General features: G+C 56.5%; 18 protein-coding genes. 4 read left to right on the top strand and 14 right to left on the bottom strand.

Annotation, left to right across the window (positions count from 1 at the left end):
* Positions 1 to 206 precede the first annotated feature (206 nt).
* The gene (locus FDK21_RS10265) at positions 207 to 731 is read right to left on the bottom strand and encodes a prepilin peptidase (RefSeq protein WP_114007632.1); all 525 of its coding nucleotides are present in this window, start codon (positions 729 to 731) and stop codon (positions 207 to 209) included.
* Positions 732 to 926: 195 nt separating this feature from the next.
* Positions 927 to 1,097, bottom strand: a complete 171-nt coding sequence (locus tag FDK21_RS10270; protein ID WP_114007633.1) for a Flp family type IVb pilin — start codon at positions 1,095 to 1,097, stop codon at positions 927 to 929.
* A gap of 615 nt (positions 1,098 to 1,712) precedes the next feature.
* Here FDK21_RS10270 and FDK21_RS10275 point away from each other — a divergent pair.
* The 3 genes from FDK21_RS10275 (at position 1,713) to FDK21_RS10285 (ending at position 3,782) form a co-directional block, all read left to right on the top strand.
* Complete coding sequence (locus FDK21_RS10275) at positions 1,713 to 2,192, top strand: pilus assembly protein N-terminal domain-containing protein (RefSeq protein ID WP_114007634.1); 480 nt, start codon at positions 1,713 to 1,715, stop codon at positions 2,190 to 2,192.
* Between the two features lie 444 nt (positions 2,193 to 2,636).
* Positions 2,637 to 3,194, top strand: coding sequence for a TadE/TadG family type IV pilus assembly protein (locus FDK21_RS10280; protein WP_171022024.1), 558 nt, complete (start codon positions 2,637 to 2,639; stop codon positions 3,192 to 3,194).
* Between the two features lie 45 nt (positions 3,195 to 3,239).
* Positions 3,240 to 3,782 carry a TadE/TadG family type IV pilus assembly protein gene (locus tag FDK21_RS10285; RefSeq protein ID WP_171022025.1) on the top strand — a complete coding sequence of 181 codons (543 nt, stop codon included), beginning with the start codon at positions 3,240 to 3,242 and terminating at the stop codon, positions 3,780 to 3,782.
* 99 nt (positions 3,783 to 3,881) lie between these two features.
* Here FDK21_RS10285 and FDK21_RS10290 read toward each other — a convergent pair whose 3' ends face one another.
* On the bottom strand, positions 3,882 to 5,027 hold the full coding sequence (locus tag FDK21_RS10290; protein ID WP_138148439.1) for a PhnD/SsuA/transferrin family substrate-binding protein: 1,146 nt from the start codon (positions 5,025 to 5,027) through the stop codon (positions 3,882 to 3,884).
* A gap of 240 nt (positions 5,028 to 5,267) precedes the next feature.
* Between FDK21_RS10290 and FDK21_RS10295 the strand changes: the two genes are divergently transcribed.
* The gene (locus tag FDK21_RS10295; RefSeq protein WP_138148440.1) at positions 5,268 to 5,882 is read left to right on the top strand and encodes an HAD family phosphatase; all 615 of its coding nucleotides are present in this window, start codon (positions 5,268 to 5,270) and stop codon (positions 5,880 to 5,882) included.
* 66 nt (positions 5,883 to 5,948) lie between these two features.
* Here FDK21_RS10295 and FDK21_RS10300 read toward each other — a convergent pair whose 3' ends face one another.
* From FDK21_RS10300 to FDK21_RS10350, 11 genes are all read right to left on the bottom strand, one after another.
* Entirely contained in the window at positions 5,949 to 6,500 is a 552-nt protein-coding gene (locus FDK21_RS10300) for a TIGR02281 family clan AA aspartic protease (RefSeq protein ID WP_138148441.1), read from the bottom strand.
* Positions 6,501 to 6,676: 176 nt separating this feature from the next.
* Positions 6,677 to 7,306 (bottom strand): uracil phosphoribosyltransferase, encoded by a 630-nt coding sequence (gene upp / locus FDK21_RS10305; RefSeq protein WP_114007640.1) that lies wholly within the window; start codon positions 7,304 to 7,306, stop codon positions 6,677 to 6,679.
* A gap of 133 nt (positions 7,307 to 7,439) precedes the next feature.
* Entirely contained in the window at positions 7,440 to 8,474 is a 1,035-nt protein-coding gene (locus tag FDK21_RS10310; RefSeq protein ID WP_138148442.1) for an adenosine deaminase, read from the bottom strand.
* Positions 8,475 to 8,606: 132 nt separating this feature from the next.
* On the bottom strand, positions 8,607 to 9,848 hold the full coding sequence (locus FDK21_RS10315) for a phosphopentomutase (RefSeq protein ID WP_138148443.1): 1,242 nt from the start codon (positions 9,846 to 9,848) through the stop codon (positions 8,607 to 8,609).
* An 83-nt stretch (positions 9,849 to 9,931) separates the two neighbouring features.
* The gene (deoA, locus tag FDK21_RS10320; RefSeq protein WP_138148444.1) at positions 9,932 to 11,251 is read right to left on the bottom strand and encodes a thymidine phosphorylase; all 1,320 of its coding nucleotides are present in this window, start codon (positions 11,249 to 11,251) and stop codon (positions 9,932 to 9,934) included.
* Entirely contained in the window at positions 11,251 to 12,009 is a 759-nt protein-coding gene (deoC, locus tag FDK21_RS10325) for a deoxyribose-phosphate aldolase (protein WP_138148445.1), read from the bottom strand. Before deoC ends, deoA begins: the two co-directional genes overlap by 1 nt.
* A 120-nt stretch (positions 12,010 to 12,129) precedes the next feature.
* On the bottom strand, positions 12,130 to 12,945 hold the full coding sequence (locus FDK21_RS10330) for a purine-nucleoside phosphorylase (RefSeq protein WP_138148446.1): 816 nt from the start codon (positions 12,943 to 12,945) through the stop codon (positions 12,130 to 12,132).
* A gap of 132 nt (positions 12,946 to 13,077) precedes the next feature.
* Complete coding sequence (locus tag FDK21_RS10335) at positions 13,078 to 13,506, bottom strand: cytidine deaminase (RefSeq protein ID WP_138148447.1); 429 nt, start codon at positions 13,504 to 13,506, stop codon at positions 13,078 to 13,080.
* 15 nt (positions 13,507 to 13,521) lie between these two features.
* On the bottom strand, positions 13,522 to 14,493 hold the full coding sequence (locus FDK21_RS10340) for an ABC transporter permease (protein WP_138148448.1): 972 nt from the start codon (positions 14,491 to 14,493) through the stop codon (positions 13,522 to 13,524).
* Between the two features lie 12 nt (positions 14,494 to 14,505).
* A complete protein-coding gene (locus tag FDK21_RS10345) occupies positions 14,506 to 15,627 on the bottom strand; it encodes an ABC transporter permease (protein WP_138148449.1) in 1,122 nt (373 codons plus the stop codon).
* Positions 15,624 to 17,285, bottom strand: a complete 1,662-nt coding sequence (locus FDK21_RS10350; RefSeq protein ID WP_246657548.1) for an ABC transporter ATP-binding protein — start codon at positions 17,283 to 17,285, stop codon at positions 15,624 to 15,626. Before FDK21_RS10350 ends, FDK21_RS10345 begins: the two co-directional genes overlap by 4 nt.
* Positions 17,286 to 17,539: the final 254 nt, after the last annotated feature.

A 17,539-nucleotide genomic window follows, 5' to 3' on the forward strand; every position in this document is an offset into this window, starting at 1 on the left:
ATGACAGTCAGCAACAGGCGCACCTGCTCCTTTGCTGTAGTGTCCAACACTTATGGTTAACGACAAGTAAGCGAGCGTGCTTAATATGCCGTTAAAGTCGCATTTTGCGGCAAAGAGGGAGGCGAGACTTAAGGGTAGACGCACAAAACGCCCGGACGAAGACGGCCGAGCGTTCGATCAGATGGTACGGTTGAAGGCGCTTCGGGTCAGGATATCGCCAGACGAATGCCGGTCTGCATCCAGTCCGATCCCGCATAGATCTGCAGGCCTGCAATGGCAAAGGCAACACCATAAGGAATGCGTTTGATGCTGTGCAGGCGATAGACCCAGTTCGTCCGGATGAGGAATTTGGGTAGCATCTGGGACCGAAAATAGAGAAAGAAAATCCCCATCAAGGCGCCATAGACGGACGTCAATGCAAAGAACAGCAATGCCAGTTCAGGCCCGAGCCACAGGGAGGCCACAGCTGCGAACTTCGCATCACCACCGCCAATCGCCTTGACCATCCAGAGGCCGAAACAGATGACCAAAGTCACCACGGCCACACCAAGATGGGTAAAGGCCTCGGTCCAGCCCATACCGATGCCATAGGCAAAAAGCGGAAATGGCACCATGAAGATGAGGGCCACCCGGTTGGAAATGCGCATATTGAAGATGTCCGAGCTGCCAGCATAGGCAAAGACCAGCGGCGCAAACAAAAGCAAGGCCCAGGCAAAGATGGTGTCGATCATGTCATAGGCTCCCGTCGGTTGGATATCTTCAAACAGAGCTTGCGCCCGTCGCAAAGATCATGCGGGAAAATCGTTATCAAAGCATTGATTTTCTTGATACAATCTTCCAAATCGACGAAAAAAGGCCGCCCGTTGAGGCAGCCCTTTTCCAATCAAGACCGGCGCGCCAGCAAGCGGCGCATTGCCAGCTGGACATTACTTCACAGCGTCCAGTTTGCCTTTGATGGTGCCGAACAGGGACGTGATGGACCCTTCGAGGTTACCGGCTGCGGTCACGATGCCAACGCCAATCAGGCCAGCGAGCAGAGCGTATTCAATAGCGGTTGCACCAGATTCGTCTTTCATAAAGCGAGCAAAAAGTTTCATTTTGGACTCCTAGAAATTCCATTTGTTGACAGCTCTTCCGTCTGGCGGCTTTTGCTTTTATTGCGTTTTGACTGCGCCCCTCAGACAAGAATACTTTTAGGGCAAATCTCTTTCTAACTGGTTAAATATCACAATAACACTCGCTCAATCGCAACCATCGGTAAGTCATGGTTAAATTTTTACATACAACGCATAAGCCTAAATGATATATTAATCCAACAAAAGCATGGTTAATTGACCCTTTAAGGTCAATTTATACTTATATTTATTAAAATCATCCGATCATATCGTCAAATTAAACACAAATAATATTGCATGAGAGATGGATAGAAGCCCAACTCTTTTACATGCAGTCACCAAACTTGGGGCTTCCAATTCTCACTTCCCGGTGTCTTTAAGGCTTCCTTCACCATTTTTTTCCATGATTGGCATGAATGTTCAGGCTTTTAGGGCCTGTTTTGTCGTCGCCAAACAGTTGGTTGTGCAAACCACAGGTATGAATGCACTTTGTGTTCAATCCCGTTCAATGAGATTGCAACCGCTGACGGGGTGCACAAACCATGTGGGAAGTATGGGCAATCACGCCGGAAGAACCGGTGCCCTTCGGAGGTTGAAATGAAATTTGCGTCCGCACTCTTTGCTCTGCTTCTGGCTGGCGGCTCGTTGGCCCCTTCCCTCAGCCTTGCGCAATCCTATCCGGTGATCGACGTGAAGGTGGATCGTGCCAAGGTGATGCGTGTCTCTCGGCCCGCTGCGATGATCATTATCGGCAACCCGGCCATTGCGGATGCGACGATCAAGGACAGCCAAACCCTGATTATCACCGGCAAGCAATATGGCTCGACCAACCTGATTGTTCTGGATGCTGAAGGGGAGCCGATTGCCGATGAGTTGCTTAATGTGTCTGCGGCCAACGAGAACAGCGTAACGGTGTATAAGGGTGTGACACGGCAAACTCTCAATTGCGCACCGGACTGTTCACCTGTTTATCGCATGGGTGACGAGGAAAAACACTCCGTGGCACTGGCCCAGCAGATCGAGACCTACAAGCGGATGTCAAAGGGCGAGCAAATCGAGATCGATGGCAACGAATAAGTCCTCTACCTCTTGTATGACCCCAATTCCAAAGGCACGGTCTTCCGTGCCTTTTGCTTTATATATAGGGGCACATGGCGCCAACCCCACCGTTCGGCACAATTCCAGCCTCTTTTGCATTGTCCCTTCCCGGCGCGGTCCACGAAGCAAGAAGGGGGTGTTTCCCCCTCTCCCATTAACAGTTGCATTTTCTCAGCCTTCGTCGTGGGCTTGCCGTTAACCACCTTTCCCAATCATTCCTAAACTCTTTCCTGTCATTCTTAACCAGAATTCGCGCCAGAGATGCGTCTTCATTCCACTGTCCACTCTGAGTGCGGTGGGGTGAGATGCCGCTGTCCGGCGCGCTTGTCCTGTTGGAAGCATCATCTGTTCAGACAAAACGCGACAAAGCTGTCTGTTGGTCAAGGGGAATGGCATATGCATGCATCGTCAAAAAGGTCCGGAATGGTCAGCAATAGCCGCTTTGGCAGACTGCGCGCCCAGTTCGGGCAAGGTGTCCGGCGATTCTTCTGCACAGATGAGTCCGGTGCAACGGCTGTTGAATTTGCCATTCTCGCCGTCCCCTTCATCATCACCATCGGCCTTAGCCTGTTTTTCGGTTACATCTATGTGATGACCATTTCGCTGGAGGATGCGGTCAGCGAAATGGGGCGCCAGATCCGGGTGGGCAAGATCGACGCGCAAGGGATCACCAAAACCGGTTTCAAGGCGCTGGTCTGTGACGAGGTTGTGTTCAGCAAGGACAATTGCCTGGACAATCTGGTTCTGGATGTTCACAGCGCTCCGGACCTCAAGGATGTGTCGCAAGACAAACCATTTACCAACGGCCTGCCGGACAAGACCAAAGAAAAATACAAACCGGGCGAGGGCAGCGACTATGTCATTGTCTCTGCCTATCTGCCGGCAACAGAATATGTGACGCTTCTGAACTCCTTCAGTTCCTTTCCCAACAAGGAACTCATCCTGACGGCCCGGACCGTGTTCCGCAATGAGCCCTTCTAGAGAGTCAACATGAGCGATCACGCGCAGTTCAGACAGGATAAAGCCATGACATTTTTCGCGAAAATTCGATCCTGCTTCCAGTCATTCCGACGCGATGAGAGCGGAACGTCAGCGGTTGAGTTTGCCATCGTCATGCCCATCCTGCTGGCGGTGGTCATTCCGCTTTCGTGGGAAGCATTGAATGCGGTTCTGGTAAAAAACAAGGCCAACCAGGCCGCCACGCTGCTTGCTGACCTGACCACGCAAGGCACCAACTTGTCAGAGGACAAGTTCAATATTCTCAAAAATGAGATCATCAAGGAATTTCTCTATCCCTATGACAACCTGACCTACCGGGTGCGGCTGATCGGGGTGAAAGTGGATGCCAACAAGAAGATCATCAAGGTCAAGGATATGGATCACGGCACTGCTGAGCTTGACCCCTATGCCCTGCCTGCGGGGTTGGTCGTGCCAAACTCCTTCTACGTCATGGCGGCAGCCGAGATCGATTTCGAAGCCAGAATTGGCAACAGCATCTTTGGTGGCATGACATTCAAGGACAAGGCGATCATGGTGCCGCGTCTGACAGCCGAGATTGCGGCGAAGTAAGCGGATCAAGCTCCGCCGTCCCGTACAAAAAAGGGTGCTGATCACAAGATCAGCGCCTTTTTTGTTGGCCATCCGGTTTGCCGTGTCTCACCCGTCTGCTCAGCGCGCCGTGGCGACCGCAATCAGCGGCGCATAGCTTTCCAGTGTGACGGACTGAAAGCCTGCATCATAATAGCGCTCGACCGCATCATAGGCATCCGGGTCATCCTGCTTCATGCGTTTCAATATCCTGATCAGCTCTGCCCTTTGTTGCTTGGGCATTTGATTATGGACCGCATGAGGGCCCGCTGGGATCGGTCTTGAGCGCCAGATGGAGAGGAAATCCGGTTGGGCGGGATTGGGGTTGCGGCTGGTCTTCTTGGCTGCCAGATAGGCAGCCACCGCGCCTTCGCTGGTAAAGAGCGACTGGTTGAACTGGGTTGTTGACCAGACAAGGGCGGCATCCACTTCGCCTTTCTCCAGCATGTCAAGGGCATCCTGCGGGGTCTCGCGGCGATAGAGCGCTGACAGATCCCTTTCGGGATTGAGCCCCTGCAAGCCGAGTTCATGCAGGGCGACATAGAACGGCAGCGCGCCGGACTTTGACGACAGGGCCATTGAGCGGCCAGTCATGTCCGCCAGCGTTCGGATGTTGCTATCCCCGCGCACCACCAGCAACATATAGATGCCATCGGGTGCCTGTGTCGAAAAGGGAGCAACCAAAGGCATCAGGCAGCCGCAGGAGGCATGGGCCATGGCAAAGGTGCTGGCCGGATAGATGGCATAGTCAATTTGACCGGATGTGTGCGCGGCAATCAGCGCTTGCATGGCTCGAAAGCCGACCACTTCGACCGGCTGACTGAGGCTTTGTTGCAGATAGCGCCGAAATGGCTCGATGCGCCCCTGCAAATAGGCAACACCGCGCTCGGCAACCATCCCGATCCGCAACGGCTTTGGCATGTCTGTCAGATCAACCGGATTTTCGGCTCCGCTCCCCTTGTCAGGCATGGGCTGGGACAAGTCCACAATGGACGCACTATTCGGCGCGGCTGTTGTATCGGGCTGGCCTGTCACATCGGGATCAGCCGTGCCTGTCAGATTCGGGTCGGTTTGCGTGGGTAGTGCAGGCAAAGCGCGTGTTTCCACGGCACCTTGCGCAAAGCCGGTCACAGGCATGCAGACCACAAGCAACAACACCAGCCATGAGGCCGCCAACAAAGGCCAGTGCTGGCGTGTTGACCCGTGGCTTGTCCGAAAGTTTCCCATTGTCACTCAATACCGCGTTTTTTGAAGTTCGAATCATATATTGGACATCATGCTGTGTTACGGCTTCAGGATCAATCACGCTCGGCATGTGAAGCGCCTTTGAAAAGCGCGCCAAACAGAGCGATTTGCCTGAAACTTTCTGCCCCCCGGAGCCGTCCGACCCTTGCTGGCCGGATTGCAACAGGATGGCAAAACACCACGTCACATTGCTCAAATCTGACGGCGAATAATGGGGCTTTTATGACCAAGAATCCGACTATTGTGGTTTTCGACATCGGCAATGTATTGATCCGATGGGATATGCATTTTCTCTATGAATCCTTTTTCCCCGACCGGGCGGCGACCCAGGCCTTCATTGATGAGACCGGGCTGGCAGACTGGAATTTGCAGCAGGATATGGGCCGTGACTGGTGCGAGGCCGAAGACGACCTGATCGGCCAGTTTCCTCATTATGAGCAGGAAATTCGCGCCTTTCGCGCCCGCTGGCATGACACGGTGCCGGGGGTCATTGCCGGGGCCGTGTTGATCAAGGAACGGCTGGAAGAGCAGGGCGTGCCGCTTTACGCAATCACCAATTTTGCTGCTGACACCTTCGCTGAAGCACAAGAGCGGTTCCCGACGCTGCGCGCGTTCAGGGACATTGTCATTTCCGGTGAGGAGAAGGTCATCAAGCCTGATCCGGTCATTTATCAGCGTTTGCTAGAGCGCAATGGCCTTGAGGCTGCTGACTGCCTGTTCATTGATGATAGCGAGAAGAATGTGGCTGGCGCACGGGCCGTTGGCATGCACGCCCATCATTTCCGCAGCCCCTATTGGCTGGCAGAAGATCTCAAACGCCATGGCTTTGCCATTTGACTGGACGTCGGGCTCTAGTGGCGGGACACCCTGTGCCGTCACCCTCTCGCGCTCTGCCGGGGTTAGTCAATTTTCGAGGACGAGCTTGCCGTTGCTGATTTCAAACCGCTTGAGCTGTTTCAGATAGCTCATGCCCAGCAACGTGATATCCAAAACACCCTCAGGTGCGATGGTTGCCTTGATGTTGCGCTCTTCGGTTCGACCAACGCGGACGGACCGCAGCTTGGCGCTGGCGAAATAGGTCCGGCCATTGGCCGTGTTGACCGGGATGGTGAAGTCCGACCTTGTCGGCCGAAGGCCAAGCCGGCGGGCATCGTCATAGCTCAGCGCGATCATGGTTGCGCCGGTATCGACCAGCACCCGGATCGATTTGTTGTTGATGTGGGCACGGGTGAAGAAATGGCCGTTTTTGTTGGCCTTGAGGATGGTCTTGCCGACCCGTTTGACGCTGCTCTGGTGATAGGAAGATTGCGATCCGTTCGGCGAGACCTGCGTGCTCTTGGCTTCGACCGCGTCGCTTTCCAGATAGCCATTGGTCTTGAGCCAGTCACTGGCCAGCATGGGGATCTGGGTGAAGATACCAATCGCCAAAATCGCCATGATCAGATAGCGCGCCATGGATGCCTCTCTTTTCCGTCCGTCGTTGGTTCATCATGACGGGCACGGCACGGAAAAGTCGTTAAGTCGCGGCAGCACCAACCGGTTTTTTGGCCCATAAAGTAAACAAGGCCTGAAGCGGATGCTCAGGCCTTGCTCTCATTGTTTCATTTGCAGATTGTTGCCCGCAATGATGCTTATTTGGTGCCATACATCCGGTCACCGGCGTCACCCAGACCCGGCAGGATGTAATTTTTCTCATTCAGCTTCTTGTCGAGCGCTGCGGTGATGATCGGCACATCCGGATGGGCTTCGGTGAAGGCCTTGATGCCTTCAGGGGCGGCCAGCAGAGAGACGAAGCGCAGATTCTGTGCGCCGCGCTCTTTGAGCTTTTCGATCGCCAGAATGGCCGAGTTGGCAGTTGCCAGCATCGGATCAACGGCAATCACCAGACGGTCTTCGAGATCTTCTGGTGCCTTGAAATAATATTCAACGGCTTCGAAGGTCACCGGATCGCGATAAAGGCCCACATGGGCGACGCGGGCGGATGGAACCAGATCGAGCATGCCTTCAAGCAGACCATTGCCCGCGCGCAGGATGGAAGCAAAGACCAGTTTTTTGCCAGCCAGCGTCGGGGCATTCATTTCCATCAGAGGGGTCTCGATGGTTTTGGTGGTCATTGCCAGCTCGCGGGTGGCTTCATAGCACAGCAGATGCGAGATCTCCCGGAGCAGCTGGCGGAAGGAAGCGGTGGAGGTGTCTTTCTCACGCATGATGGTAAGCTTGTGCTGGACAAGCGGATGATCGACGACGGTGACCTGCTTCATTGCTCTCATATCCTTCGCTAATGGCCAATTTTGCCATTCTTAGCCCAAGGACGTGGAAAAGGGCAAGCTGCCAGCGGTGCACATCTGCGATGATGAACCGGATTCTGGCCTGCCCTTTGGTTCCAATTGCGCCTTAGGACGCATCAAGGCGAGCGAGGAGGCCGTCTCGCGTCTCTTCATCAACAAAAGCGGCCTGAAGCGAGCGGCGGGTGAAGCCTTTCATCTCTGATTCTTGCCAGCCATGGAGCGCAGCGAGCGAGTCATACTCTTTGCCAATGGTGGTGGCAAAGAAGGGAGGGTCGTCGGATGATATGGTGGTCAGCACTCCAGCATCCATCAGCCTTGGCAGTGGGTGGGTGGCAAGGTCTGGATAGAGCCCCAGCGCCACGTTGGAATGCGGGCAGACTTCAAGCACGATGCCCTCGTCCCCGAGCCGCTTGATGAGATCTGCATCCTCGATCGAGCGCACCCCATGGCCGATGCGTTTGACTGGCAAATGATCAAGGGCGTCGATGACACTTTGTGGCCCGCCAAACTCCCCTGCATGGGTGGTGCAAAGAAGACCGGCATCCGCCGCGATGGCAAAGGCTGGAGCAAAGGCTTCCTGGCTATGCATGCGTTCGTCGCCGCCCATGCCAAAGCCCGTCACCAAAGGATGGGGCTTGGCAGCCACGGTCTTGGCGACGCCAACCGCTTTTTCCGGCCCCATATGGCGCACACAGGTGACGATGAAACGGGCATCAATGGGGAAGCCATCAGCCACGCAAGTGGCGCGCGCCCGCTCATAGCCCGTTGCCACCCCCTCCAGCAAATCATCATAGGACATGCCCAGCAGGGCGACATGGTCGGGAGAGATGAAGAATTCGGTATAGAAGCAGCCTTCTGCAGCGTTGCGCAGAAGATAGTCTTCGGTCAGGTCGGCATAATCTTCGGGCGTGCAAATGACCTCGGCCACCTTGTCCCAGCATTTAAGGAAGGTGGTGAAATCGGACCAGATGTAAGTGCCGTCATCGCGCATGAAGTGATCGAGATTCTTGCCGTGACGGGCGGCCAGTTTGCGGACAAGTTCGGGATGGGCGCCGCCTTCGAGATGGAGATGCAGCTCGGCTTTCAAAAGGCTTCGCCCACTTGGTGTGATCGCATTGTCTTTGATGGTCTTTCCTTGCATGGCATTTCCTTGTTTTTTTCTTTGTTTTACTGGCTTTGTTTTGGGGACCGCTGGGCTTCGCACCAAGTGCAGAAAACCCGCCGATGGGCGCGATGGGCGACCGGCGGGTCTGATGAGGCGCTGTGTGGATGCTCAGTTTTCCGTCAGGAAGGAGCGGCCATGTTTGCCCGGCGCAAGGCCCAGATGGTCGGCGACCATCTCGCCAATATCGGCAAAGGTGGCTCGCTGGCCTGCATAGCGTCCCTTGATGTCAGGACCAAAGATCAACACAGGCACCTGCTCACGGGTATGGTCTGTACCTTGCCAGGTTGGATCACAACCATGATCGGCGGTTAGGATGACCATATCGCCGGGTTGTAGCATGGCTTGAAGTTCCGGGATGCGCTGGTCGAAATATTCAAGCGCGGCAGCATAGCCCGGCACATCGCGACGATGGCCGAAATGCATGTCGAAATCGACAAGGTTGGAGAAGACCAGATCGCCATCCTTGGCCAGTTTGATGGCTTCGAGGGTGGTTTCAAAAATCTCCGGGTTGCCGGTGGCTTTCATCTTCTTCGTCACTCCTTGGGCGGCGAAAATATCCGATATCTTGCCCACCGCCAGCACGTTGCGGCCCGCTTCTTTGGCCCGGTCGAGCAAGGTCGGCTCCGGTGGCAGGACGGAAAAATCGCGGCGATTGCCGGTGCGTTCGAAATCGGCTGGCGTCTCGCCGATGAAAGGACGGGCAATGATGCGGCCGATGTTGTAAGGGGCGACCAGATCATAGGCGATTTCGCAGATCTCATAGAGCCGCTCAAGGCCGAAATGCTCTTCATGGGCGGCGATCTGATAGACCGAGTCCGCAGAGGTGTAACAGATCGGCATGCCGGTGCGGATGCTTTCCTCGCCCAGCTCGTTGATGATCACTGTCCCGGAGGCATGTTTGTCGCCCAGAATGCCCGGCAGGCCGGTTTTCTCAAGAAAGGCTTGGGTCAGTTCAGGTGGGAAGGTGGGTTTGGTATCCGGGAAATAGCCCCAATCGAACGGCACCGGCACCCCGGCAATTTCCCAATGGCCGGACGGAGTGTCCTTGCCTTTGGAGACTTCGACCGCATTGGCGCAGATCCCCGTCGGCTCACCTTGATAGGTGAGGCCATCTGGGCGCTTGCCGGCGGCTTTTTCCGCCACCAGACCAAGGCCGAGCCGGTCCATATTTGGGATGCTCAGCGGACCGGAGCGCAAGCCCTGACGGTCGCCTTCCCCTCGTGCGCACCGTTCAGCAATATGGCCGAGCGTGTTCGACCCCTTGTCCGAGGTTGGACGCCCATATTGCTCCGCATCGGGTGCATTGCCGATGCCGAAGGAATCGAGAACCAGTAGAAATGCCCGTGCCATAACGCACCTCCTTTATATTTCGGGGAGCGACCGGTCTATTCATTTGTGACGGACCGCTCGACCCGCTTGTTTTTATGTTGTCGTTACTCAGTGTCGTGATCGATGATCTGATAGACTGTGCCGCTTTCGACCGGCGCATCGCCGAGGCGATAGGCACCCTTGATGCGGGCAGCGGCAGCGTCGATCTGATCCTGACTGTTGGCATAGACCCGAGCAATCGGGCGATGAGCGTCAATCTTGTCGCCAAGGCCTGCCAGATTGTCGAGGCCGACGGAATGGTCGATGGCGTCAGCAGCGCGCACGCGGCCCCCGCCCAGTTCAACCACGGCGATGCCCACTTGCCTCGTGTCAATTGCGGAGACGAAACCCTCACCATCCGCATGAATATCAGCCACCAAGGGCGCCAGCTTCAAGTGATCTTCCATATTGTCAATGAAGTCAGCCGGGCCACCCAAAGCGGTGACCATCTGGCTGAATTTCTCGGCCGCAGCCCCGGAGCGGAAGGCTTCCTCGATTTTGGCCGTGCCTTCTGCGCGGTCAGCGGCCAAGCCGGTGATCAGCAACATTTCGGTGCACAGCGCGACCGTGATGTCCCAATTGCGCGGATCGATGGCGTCACCAGTGAGGAAATTGACCGCATTTTTCGTTTCGATCGCATTGCCTGCGGCACTGGCCAGCGGCTCATTCATGTCAGTGATCAGCGCCGAGGTCTTCACCCCTGCCCCATTGGCAACCGTGACGAGGCTTTTGGCCAGCGCGACACTGTCCTGATGGGACGGCATGAAGGCACCGGAGCCGGATTTGACATCCAACACCAAGCCTTGCAGACCGGCAGCCAGTTTTTTCGACAGGATCGAGGCGGTGATCAGATGGATCGATTCCACCGTCGCGGTGACATCGCGGATGCCATAAAAGCGCTTGTCGGCAGGGGCCAGATTGGCGGTCTGTCCGATGATGGCGCAGCCGACTTCCTTGGTTACCTTGCGGAATAGGTCATTGTCGGGCTGGGTGACATAGCCGGGGATGGAATCGAACTTGTCCAGCGTGCCGCCGGTATGACCAAGGCCGCGACCGGAAATCATCGGCACAAAGGCCCCGCAAGCGGCCAATGCCGGGGCGAGCATCAGGGAGGTGTTGTCACCAACCCCGCCGGTTGAATGCTTGTCGACCACCGGGCCGTCGAGCTCGGACCAATCCAGCACGGTGCCGGAATCGCGCATGGCCAAGGTTAGCGCCACCCGTTCATCGAGCTCCATGCCCTGAAAATAGACCGCCATGGCAAGGGCCGAAATCTGACCTTCGGTGACATCGCCTGAGGTGATGCCATCGACGAAGAACTGGATTTCCGCCGCAGTCAGTGTGCCGCCATCGCGTTTCTTGCGAATGATTTCCTGAGGTAGCATCAATAGCCCTCGCTTGCTTCGGCCTCTTTGCCGTCCATGACAGCCAAAAGCGCATCAAGCACACCAGAGGCGCCAAAGCGGAAATGGGCAGGCGTTGCCCAGTCGGACCCCATAAATTTCTCGGCGATAGCGAGATAGGTGGCGGCATCGTCCAAGGTGCGGACGCCACCTGCTGGCTTGAAGCCAACGGGCTTGCCGCTCTGGGCGATGACATCGAGCATGATTTCGGCGGCTTCCGGGGTGGCATTGACTTCGACCTTCCCCGTAGACGTCTTGATGAAATCCGCTCCGCCTGCAATGGCCGCTTCGGCAGCCTCGCGGATGACGTCCGCGTCTTTCAGCTCGCCGGTTTCCAGAATGACCTTCAGTTTGACATCGCCCGACAGGGCTTCCTTGACACGGACCACCATGGTTTCGCCATAGCCACGACGGCCATTGGCAAATGTCTTGTATGGCAAGACAAGATCAATTTCATCAGCGCCATCGGCGATGGCAGCTTTGGTTTCCTCGATCGTGGCGAACAGATCATCGCCGCCGTGAGGGAAATTGACCACAGTCGCGACCTTGATACCGGTCCCCTCAAGGCAGCTTTTCGCCTTGGCGACGAACCGGGGCCAGACGCAGACTGCTGCGGTGTTGCCGTGTGGGGTCTGGGCTTTTTGGCAAAGCGCCTCAATGGCGGCCTCGTCGCAATCATCGTTAAGATTGGTCAGATCGAGCAGGGAAATGGCTTTTGCAGCCAATTGCTTGTTATCCATGGATGCGTCTCTCACAGTGTGGCCTTTGGCCAATTGTTTCTTAGAAAGACAGAAAGACAAGCCTCGCGCTGGGACGCGCGAGACGCTCTTCCGTCTTGTTTATTCTTTATAACGCGCCTGTCAGGCAGCCAGTGCCTGCAAATAGGCCCGAATGACCTTGATCAGCTTCTGGGCTCCGATAGGGCCCACTTCCTTGGTCTCTTCATGAGACAATTCGGTACCCGTCATGCCTGCGCCATAGTTGGTGATGGTGGAAATGGCAGCAACGCGCATCCCCATCCAGCGTGCGAGAATGACCTCTGGCACAGTGGACATGCCCACGGCATCGGCCCCCAGCATCCGCACGGCGCGGATTTCCGCTGGCGTTTCAAAGTTAGGCCCGGAAAACCAGGCATAGACGCCGGACTTGAGATCCACCGAGGCGCTGGCGGCCGCCACCGTGAGGTTGGAGCGGAGTTGGGCGTCATAGGCTTCGGTCAGACCGACAAAGCGATCGTCGGTTTCCACACCAATCAAGGGTGAACGCCCGGACCAGTTGATATGATCGTCAATCAGCATCAACTCGCCGGGAGCGATTTCCTCGCGCAGGGACCCCGCCGCGTTGGTCAGCAGAATGTGATCGCAGCCCAGCGCCTTCAGAGTCGCCAAAGGCTGTTTCATGATGGTTGCGTCTCCACGCTCATAGAAATGGGCGCGACCCGCAAGAATAGCAACCTTTACCCCCATCAATGTGCCAACCACCAGCTCGGAAGCATGGGAAGAGACAGAGGAAACCGGAAAGCCCGGTAGCTCGTGATAAGGAAAACGAACGGCATTTTCCACTTCATCGGCCAAGGTGCCGAGACCGGAGCCCAGCACCATGCCGACCTCGATGGGGCCCTTGATTTTGTCGAGAATGCGTTGCGCGGCATCGTGAGCGAGACCCTTGATGGTCATTGTCGCTTCTCCTGTATTGCGCCTGCCGTCACCCTCTGAGGGATGGCAGGAATGAACTGAATGAGAGCGAGGCGGGCAATGGCCCCTTATGGCTGATCGCCTTCGGGCCTCGCCCTGCTCGTCTTGATGAATTTAAAGACCGAAGGCTGCGGGCAGCAAATCACCAAGCAGAAAACTCTGCTTGATGCCGTCAAGATCGGCGGCATGGACAATTGTGTCCGGTCCGCCAAATTCCTTGATCCGCTGACGACAGCCGCCACATGGGGTGATGGGTGGTGTGTGATCGGCAATCACCACCAGTTCGACAATCTCGCGACTTTCCACCCCATCACAAGCCATGATCATGGCAGAGATGGCCGAGGTTTCGGCACACCAACCTTCGGGGAAGGCCGTATTTTCGATGTTGCAACCCGCATGAACACTCCCTGCCCGGGTGCGCAAGGCGACCCCGACCAGAAGCCGTGAATAGGGTGCATAGGCCTGAAGTCGTGCCTTTTGGGCGAGGCGCAAGAGCTCCAGGCTCTGTTCGGTAACGTTTGTAGACACCGTAACTGGGGACATCTTTGGTTGATACTCCTAGCGTTCCTTGGTGTAAGGGGTGCCGCTGGCTTTGGGCGGGATGGCCTTACCAATGAAGCCTGCAAGCAGGATCACTGTCAGAATGTAAGGCAGGGCCTGCATGAACTGCACCGGCACCTGACCGACGAGTGGCAAACTGGCGCCCTGCATGCGAATGGCCACCGCATCAAGGAAGCCGAACAGGAAGCAGGCGCCCAACGCATTGACCGGTTTCCATTTGGCAAAGATCAGGGCGGCCAGCGCGATGAAGCCACGACCAGCGGTCATGTCCTTGGAAAAGCCTGCCGACTGGGCGATGGCAAGGTAGGTGCCTGCCAGACCACAAAGTGCACCGGTGATCATCACGGCGCGATAACGCAACCAGGCAACAGAGATGCCTGCGGTGTCCACTGCGCCGGGATTTTCGCCAACCGCCCGCAGGCGCAGACCGAAGCGGGTGCGGAACAGGATCCACCAGGTCACGGCAACGGCGACCACCGCGACATAGACAAGAAGATTGTGACCCGACATCAATTCCGAATAGAGCTGACCTATGATCGGCACATCCTTGAGGCTTTCGGCAAAGGGCAGATCGATCGAATTGAAGCGGGCTTCGCGCTGCAATTGTGGGGTCTTGCCACCCATCGAGAACCATGCCTGCCCCAAAAGGGCGGTGAGACCGGCAGCGACGAAATTGATGGCGACGCCAGAGACAATCTGGTTGCCACGCTGGGTGATCGAGGCATAACCGTGGATCAGCGCAAAGAAGATCGAGACGACAATCGCCATCCCCATGCCAAGCCAAGCCGAGCCAGTGAGCGCGGCAACGGTCCCGGCGGCGAAGGCCCCGGCCAACATCTTGCCTTCAAGGCCAATATCGACCACACCGGAGCGCTCGGAATAAAGGCCAGCCAGACAGGCCAAGAGCAAAGGCACCGACAAGCGAACGGCAGAATCGAGGATCAGGGTGAGGGTAATCAGAAAATCCATGATCGCTCTCCCTTACGCTTCGCTCATGACATCTTTGGAGCCCAAGGCTGCAAAGAGGCGGATGAGAGCCGGGCGGAACATATGCTCCATGGCCCCGGCAAACAGAATGACCAGACCCTGAATGGCGATGATCATGTCGCGGGTGATCTTCGGCATTTCAAAGGCCAGCTCGGCCCCGCCCTGATAGAGCATGCCGAACAGCAAGGACGCCAGAAGGATGCCGACCGGGTGATTGCGGCCCATCAAGGCCACCGCAATGCCAACGAAGCCATAGCCGGTGACATAATCGAGCAGCAGGCGGTGCTGCACGCCCATTACCTCATTCAGCGCCATCAGACCGGCAAGGCCACCGGAAATCATCATGGTGATGATAATGATGCGCGGCACCTTGATACCGGCATAGACGGCAGCATCGGGGTTGGTGCAGATGGTGCGAATGGCATAGCCAAGGCGGGTGCGCCAGACCATCATCCAGACCAAAGCCGAAGCGACAAGGCCAACCACGAAGGACAGGTTAAGTGGTGATTTCGCCACCTTGATACCGAACCAGCCCAGAGCGTCATGCATGAATGGCAGACGTCCGCCTTCAAGGAAGGTACGGCTTTCCGGCTGCATCGAGCCCGGTTGCTTGAAAATTTCGACCAGCAAATAAGCCATCACCGCTGAGGCGATGAAGTTGAACATGATGGTGGTGATAACGATATGGCTGCCACGTTTGGCCTGCAGATAGGCCGGGATCGCCGCCCAAGCCGCCCCAAACAAAGCCGCGCCCATCAGGGCAAAGGGAAAGGTAATCCACCATGGGACATAATGATCAAGCGCCAGACAGGCGAGTGCCACGCCGAGGCCGGCAAAATAGGCCTGCCCCTCGCCGCCAATATTGAACAGGCCAGCATGGGCAGCGACCGCCACTGCAAGACCGGTGAAAATGAAGTTGGTGGCGTAATAAAGGGTGAAACCGACGCCTTCGCCATAGCCAAGCGAGCCTTGCACCAGCCAGTAGACCGCTTCGAGTGGATTCTCACCGATCAACAGCACCACCAGACCGGACACCAGAAAGGCTGCGGTCAGATTGAGCAGAGGGATGAGGCCGTAATCGACCCATTTGGGCAATTTTGCAAGGGGAGCACTCATTTCTCGCCTCCTTTGGCTTCTTGCGAAGCTCTTTCCTTGTGTGATTGGACCTTGGAGGTGTCTTCCACACCCGCCATCATCAGACCCAGCTCCTGCTCGGAGGCCGTCGGCGGACGTTCGCCAACCACCTTGCCCGCAAACATCACCAACACACGGTCGGAAAGGGAGCGAATTTCATCGAGCTCGACAGACACCAACAGGATCGCCTTGCCCGCATCGCGCATTTCGATCAGACGCTTGTGAATGAATTCAATCGCCCCGATATCGACGCCGCGGGTTGGCTGGCCCACCAGCAAAATATCCGGATTGCGTTCCATTTCGCGGGCCAGCACCAGCTTCTGCTGGTTGCCACCCGAAAAGTTGGCCATCTTCAAATGCGGATCCGGCGGGCGGACGTCAAAATCCTCCATATGATGCTGGGTTTCCGCCAAAATGGCATCGAGATCAAGGAATAGGCCCTTGCCATATTTTTCCTGATCCTGATAGCCCAAAATCATGTTCTCCCGAGCGGGGAACTTGGTGACAAGACCGGTGCGGTGGCGATCTTCAGGCACATGGGCCATGCCACGATGGCGCAGCTCCAAGGCGTCGGCGTTCTCGGCAACGCCAATCGGCTCGTCATTGAGCAGCACCCGGCCCGAGCGGGCCCGGATCATCCCGGCAATGGCTTTTATCAGCTCGCTCTGACCGTTGCCAGACACCCCAGCAATGCCGACAATCTCGCCTGCGCGCACGGAAAAGGACACATCCTTGACCAGATCGACACCACGCTTGTCGGTGACGGTGAGATTTTCGACCTTGAGGACTTCCTTGCCCGGATTGGCCTCACCCTTTTCCACCCGCAGCAGGACCCGACGGCCGACCATCATTTCGGCCAGCGCCTCAACAGAGGTGTCTTTGGTGTGGACATGACCGACCATCTCGCCACGGCGCATAACCGATACTTCGTCGGTGATCGCCATGATCTCACGCAGCTTGTGAGTGATCAGCAGGATGGTTTTGCCCTGATCGCGCAATTGTTCGAGAATGCGGAACAAATGGTCTGCTTCAGCCGGGGTCAACACCCCGGTCGGCTCGTCGAGGATCAGGATGTCGGCACCCCGATAAAGCGCTTTGAGGATCTCGACCCGCTGCTGCAGCCCGACCGGCAGATCTTCGATCAGCGCATCGGGGTCGATGTTCAACTCATATTCGTCTGCCAGACGCCGAAGCTCCTTGCGGGCCTTGGCAAAACCGCCAGCCAACGTCGCTCCGCCTTCGGCGCCAAGCACGATATTTTCCAGAACCGAGAAATTATCGACCAACATAAAATGCTGGTGCACCATGCCGATGCCGATGCTGATCGCCTTCTGGCTGTCGGAAATCAGTTCCTTCCGGCCATTGACAAAAATGTCGCCAGCGTCGGCCTGATAGAAGCCATAGAGGATCGACATCAGGGTGGATTTGCCCGCGCCATTCTCGCCGATGATCCCATGGATCGAGCCTTTATTGACCGTCAGATCAATGTTCCGGTTGGCATATACGGGGCCAAAGCGCTTTTCGATGCCCTCCAGGCGAATGGCTGCGACGGGATCAGTCGGCCCGTTGCCGGCCCCACCTTCAGTGTTTCCGCCTTGCTTTTGCGTCGTCTCGTCCAAATGCAAAGTCATGTTCCCCATTTCAAACCCCTCCCGGCATTTCTGTCTGGTCGGTCAGAAGCGGTTCTGGCCAACACTCCGGTCACAGAGATTCAGGACCCGCTTTCGCTTGAGCGTCTTTCACCACAAACGTGGTGTCAGCGCATGGCATCAGCGGTGTGGGTGGGCGTTTCCCAACGGACCGTGTGGCCCTTCGGCTTATCCGGCGTCTCCGGGGATACGGCGACGTCGTGTTGTGTCTCTTTGTGTCTCTGGGATACGCCCCGCCGAAATAA

Source organism: Cohaesibacter sp. CAU 1516 (assembly GCF_005771485.1).
GTDB classification, from domain to species: Bacteria; Pseudomonadota; Alphaproteobacteria; order Rhizobiales; family Cohaesibacteraceae; genus Cohaesibacter; species Cohaesibacter intestini.

Coding starts and splice junctions, on each gene's coding strand:
- FDK21_RS10265 (WP_114007632.1), bottom strand. CDS start 731: ATGATCGACACCATCTTTGCCTGGGCCTTGCTTTTGTTTGCGCCGCTG.
- FDK21_RS10270 (WP_114007633.1), bottom strand. CDS start 1,097: ATGAAACTTTTTGCTCGCTTTATGAAAGACGAATCTGGTGCAACCGCT.
- FDK21_RS10275 (WP_114007634.1), top strand. CDS start 1,713: ATGAAATTTGCGTCCGCACTCTTTGCTCTGCTTCTGGCTGGCGGCTCG.
- FDK21_RS10280 (WP_171022024.1), top strand. CDS start 2,637: ATGGTCAGCAATAGCCGCTTTGGCAGACTGCGCGCCCAGTTCGGGCAA.
- FDK21_RS10285 (WP_171022025.1), top strand. CDS start 3,240: ATGACATTTTTCGCGAAAATTCGATCCTGCTTCCAGTCATTCCGACGC.
- FDK21_RS10290 (WP_138148439.1), bottom strand. CDS start 5,027: ATGGGAAACTTTCGGACAAGCCACGGGTCAACACGCCAGCACTGGCCT.
- FDK21_RS10295 (WP_138148440.1), top strand. CDS start 5,268: ATGACCAAGAATCCGACTATTGTGGTTTTCGACATCGGCAATGTATTG.
- FDK21_RS10300 (WP_138148441.1), bottom strand. CDS start 6,500: ATGGCGCGCTATCTGATCATGGCGATTTTGGCGATTGGTATCTTCACC.
- upp (WP_114007640.1), bottom strand. CDS start 7,306: ATGAAGCAGGTCACCGTCGTCGATCATCCGCTTGTCCAGCACAAGCTT.
- FDK21_RS10310 (WP_138148442.1), bottom strand. CDS start 8,474: ATGCAAGGAAAGACCATCAAAGACAATGCGATCACACCAAGTGGGCGA.
- FDK21_RS10315 (WP_138148443.1), bottom strand. CDS start 9,848: ATGGCACGGGCATTTCTACTGGTTCTCGATTCCTTCGGCATCGGCAAT.
- deoA (WP_138148444.1), bottom strand. CDS start 11,251: ATGCTACCTCAGGAAATCATTCGCAAGAAACGCGATGGCGGCACACTG.
- deoC (WP_138148445.1), bottom strand. CDS start 12,009: ATGGATAACAAGCAATTGGCTGCAAAAGCCATTTCCCTGCTCGATCTG.
- FDK21_RS10330 (WP_138148446.1), bottom strand. CDS start 12,945: ATGACCATCAAGGGTCTCGCTCACGATGCCGCGCAACGCATTCTCGAC.
- FDK21_RS10335 (WP_138148447.1), bottom strand. CDS start 13,506: ATGTCCCCAGTTACGGTGTCTACAAACGTTACCGAACAGAGCCTGGAG.
- FDK21_RS10340 (WP_138148448.1), bottom strand. CDS start 14,493: ATGGATTTTCTGATTACCCTCACCCTGATCCTCGATTCTGCCGTTCGC.
- FDK21_RS10345 (WP_138148449.1), bottom strand. CDS start 15,627: ATGAGTGCTCCCCTTGCAAAATTGCCCAAATGGGTCGATTACGGCCTC.
- FDK21_RS10350 (WP_246657548.1), bottom strand. CDS start 17,285: ATGGGGAACATGACTTTGCATTTGGACGAGACGACGCAAAAGCAAGGC.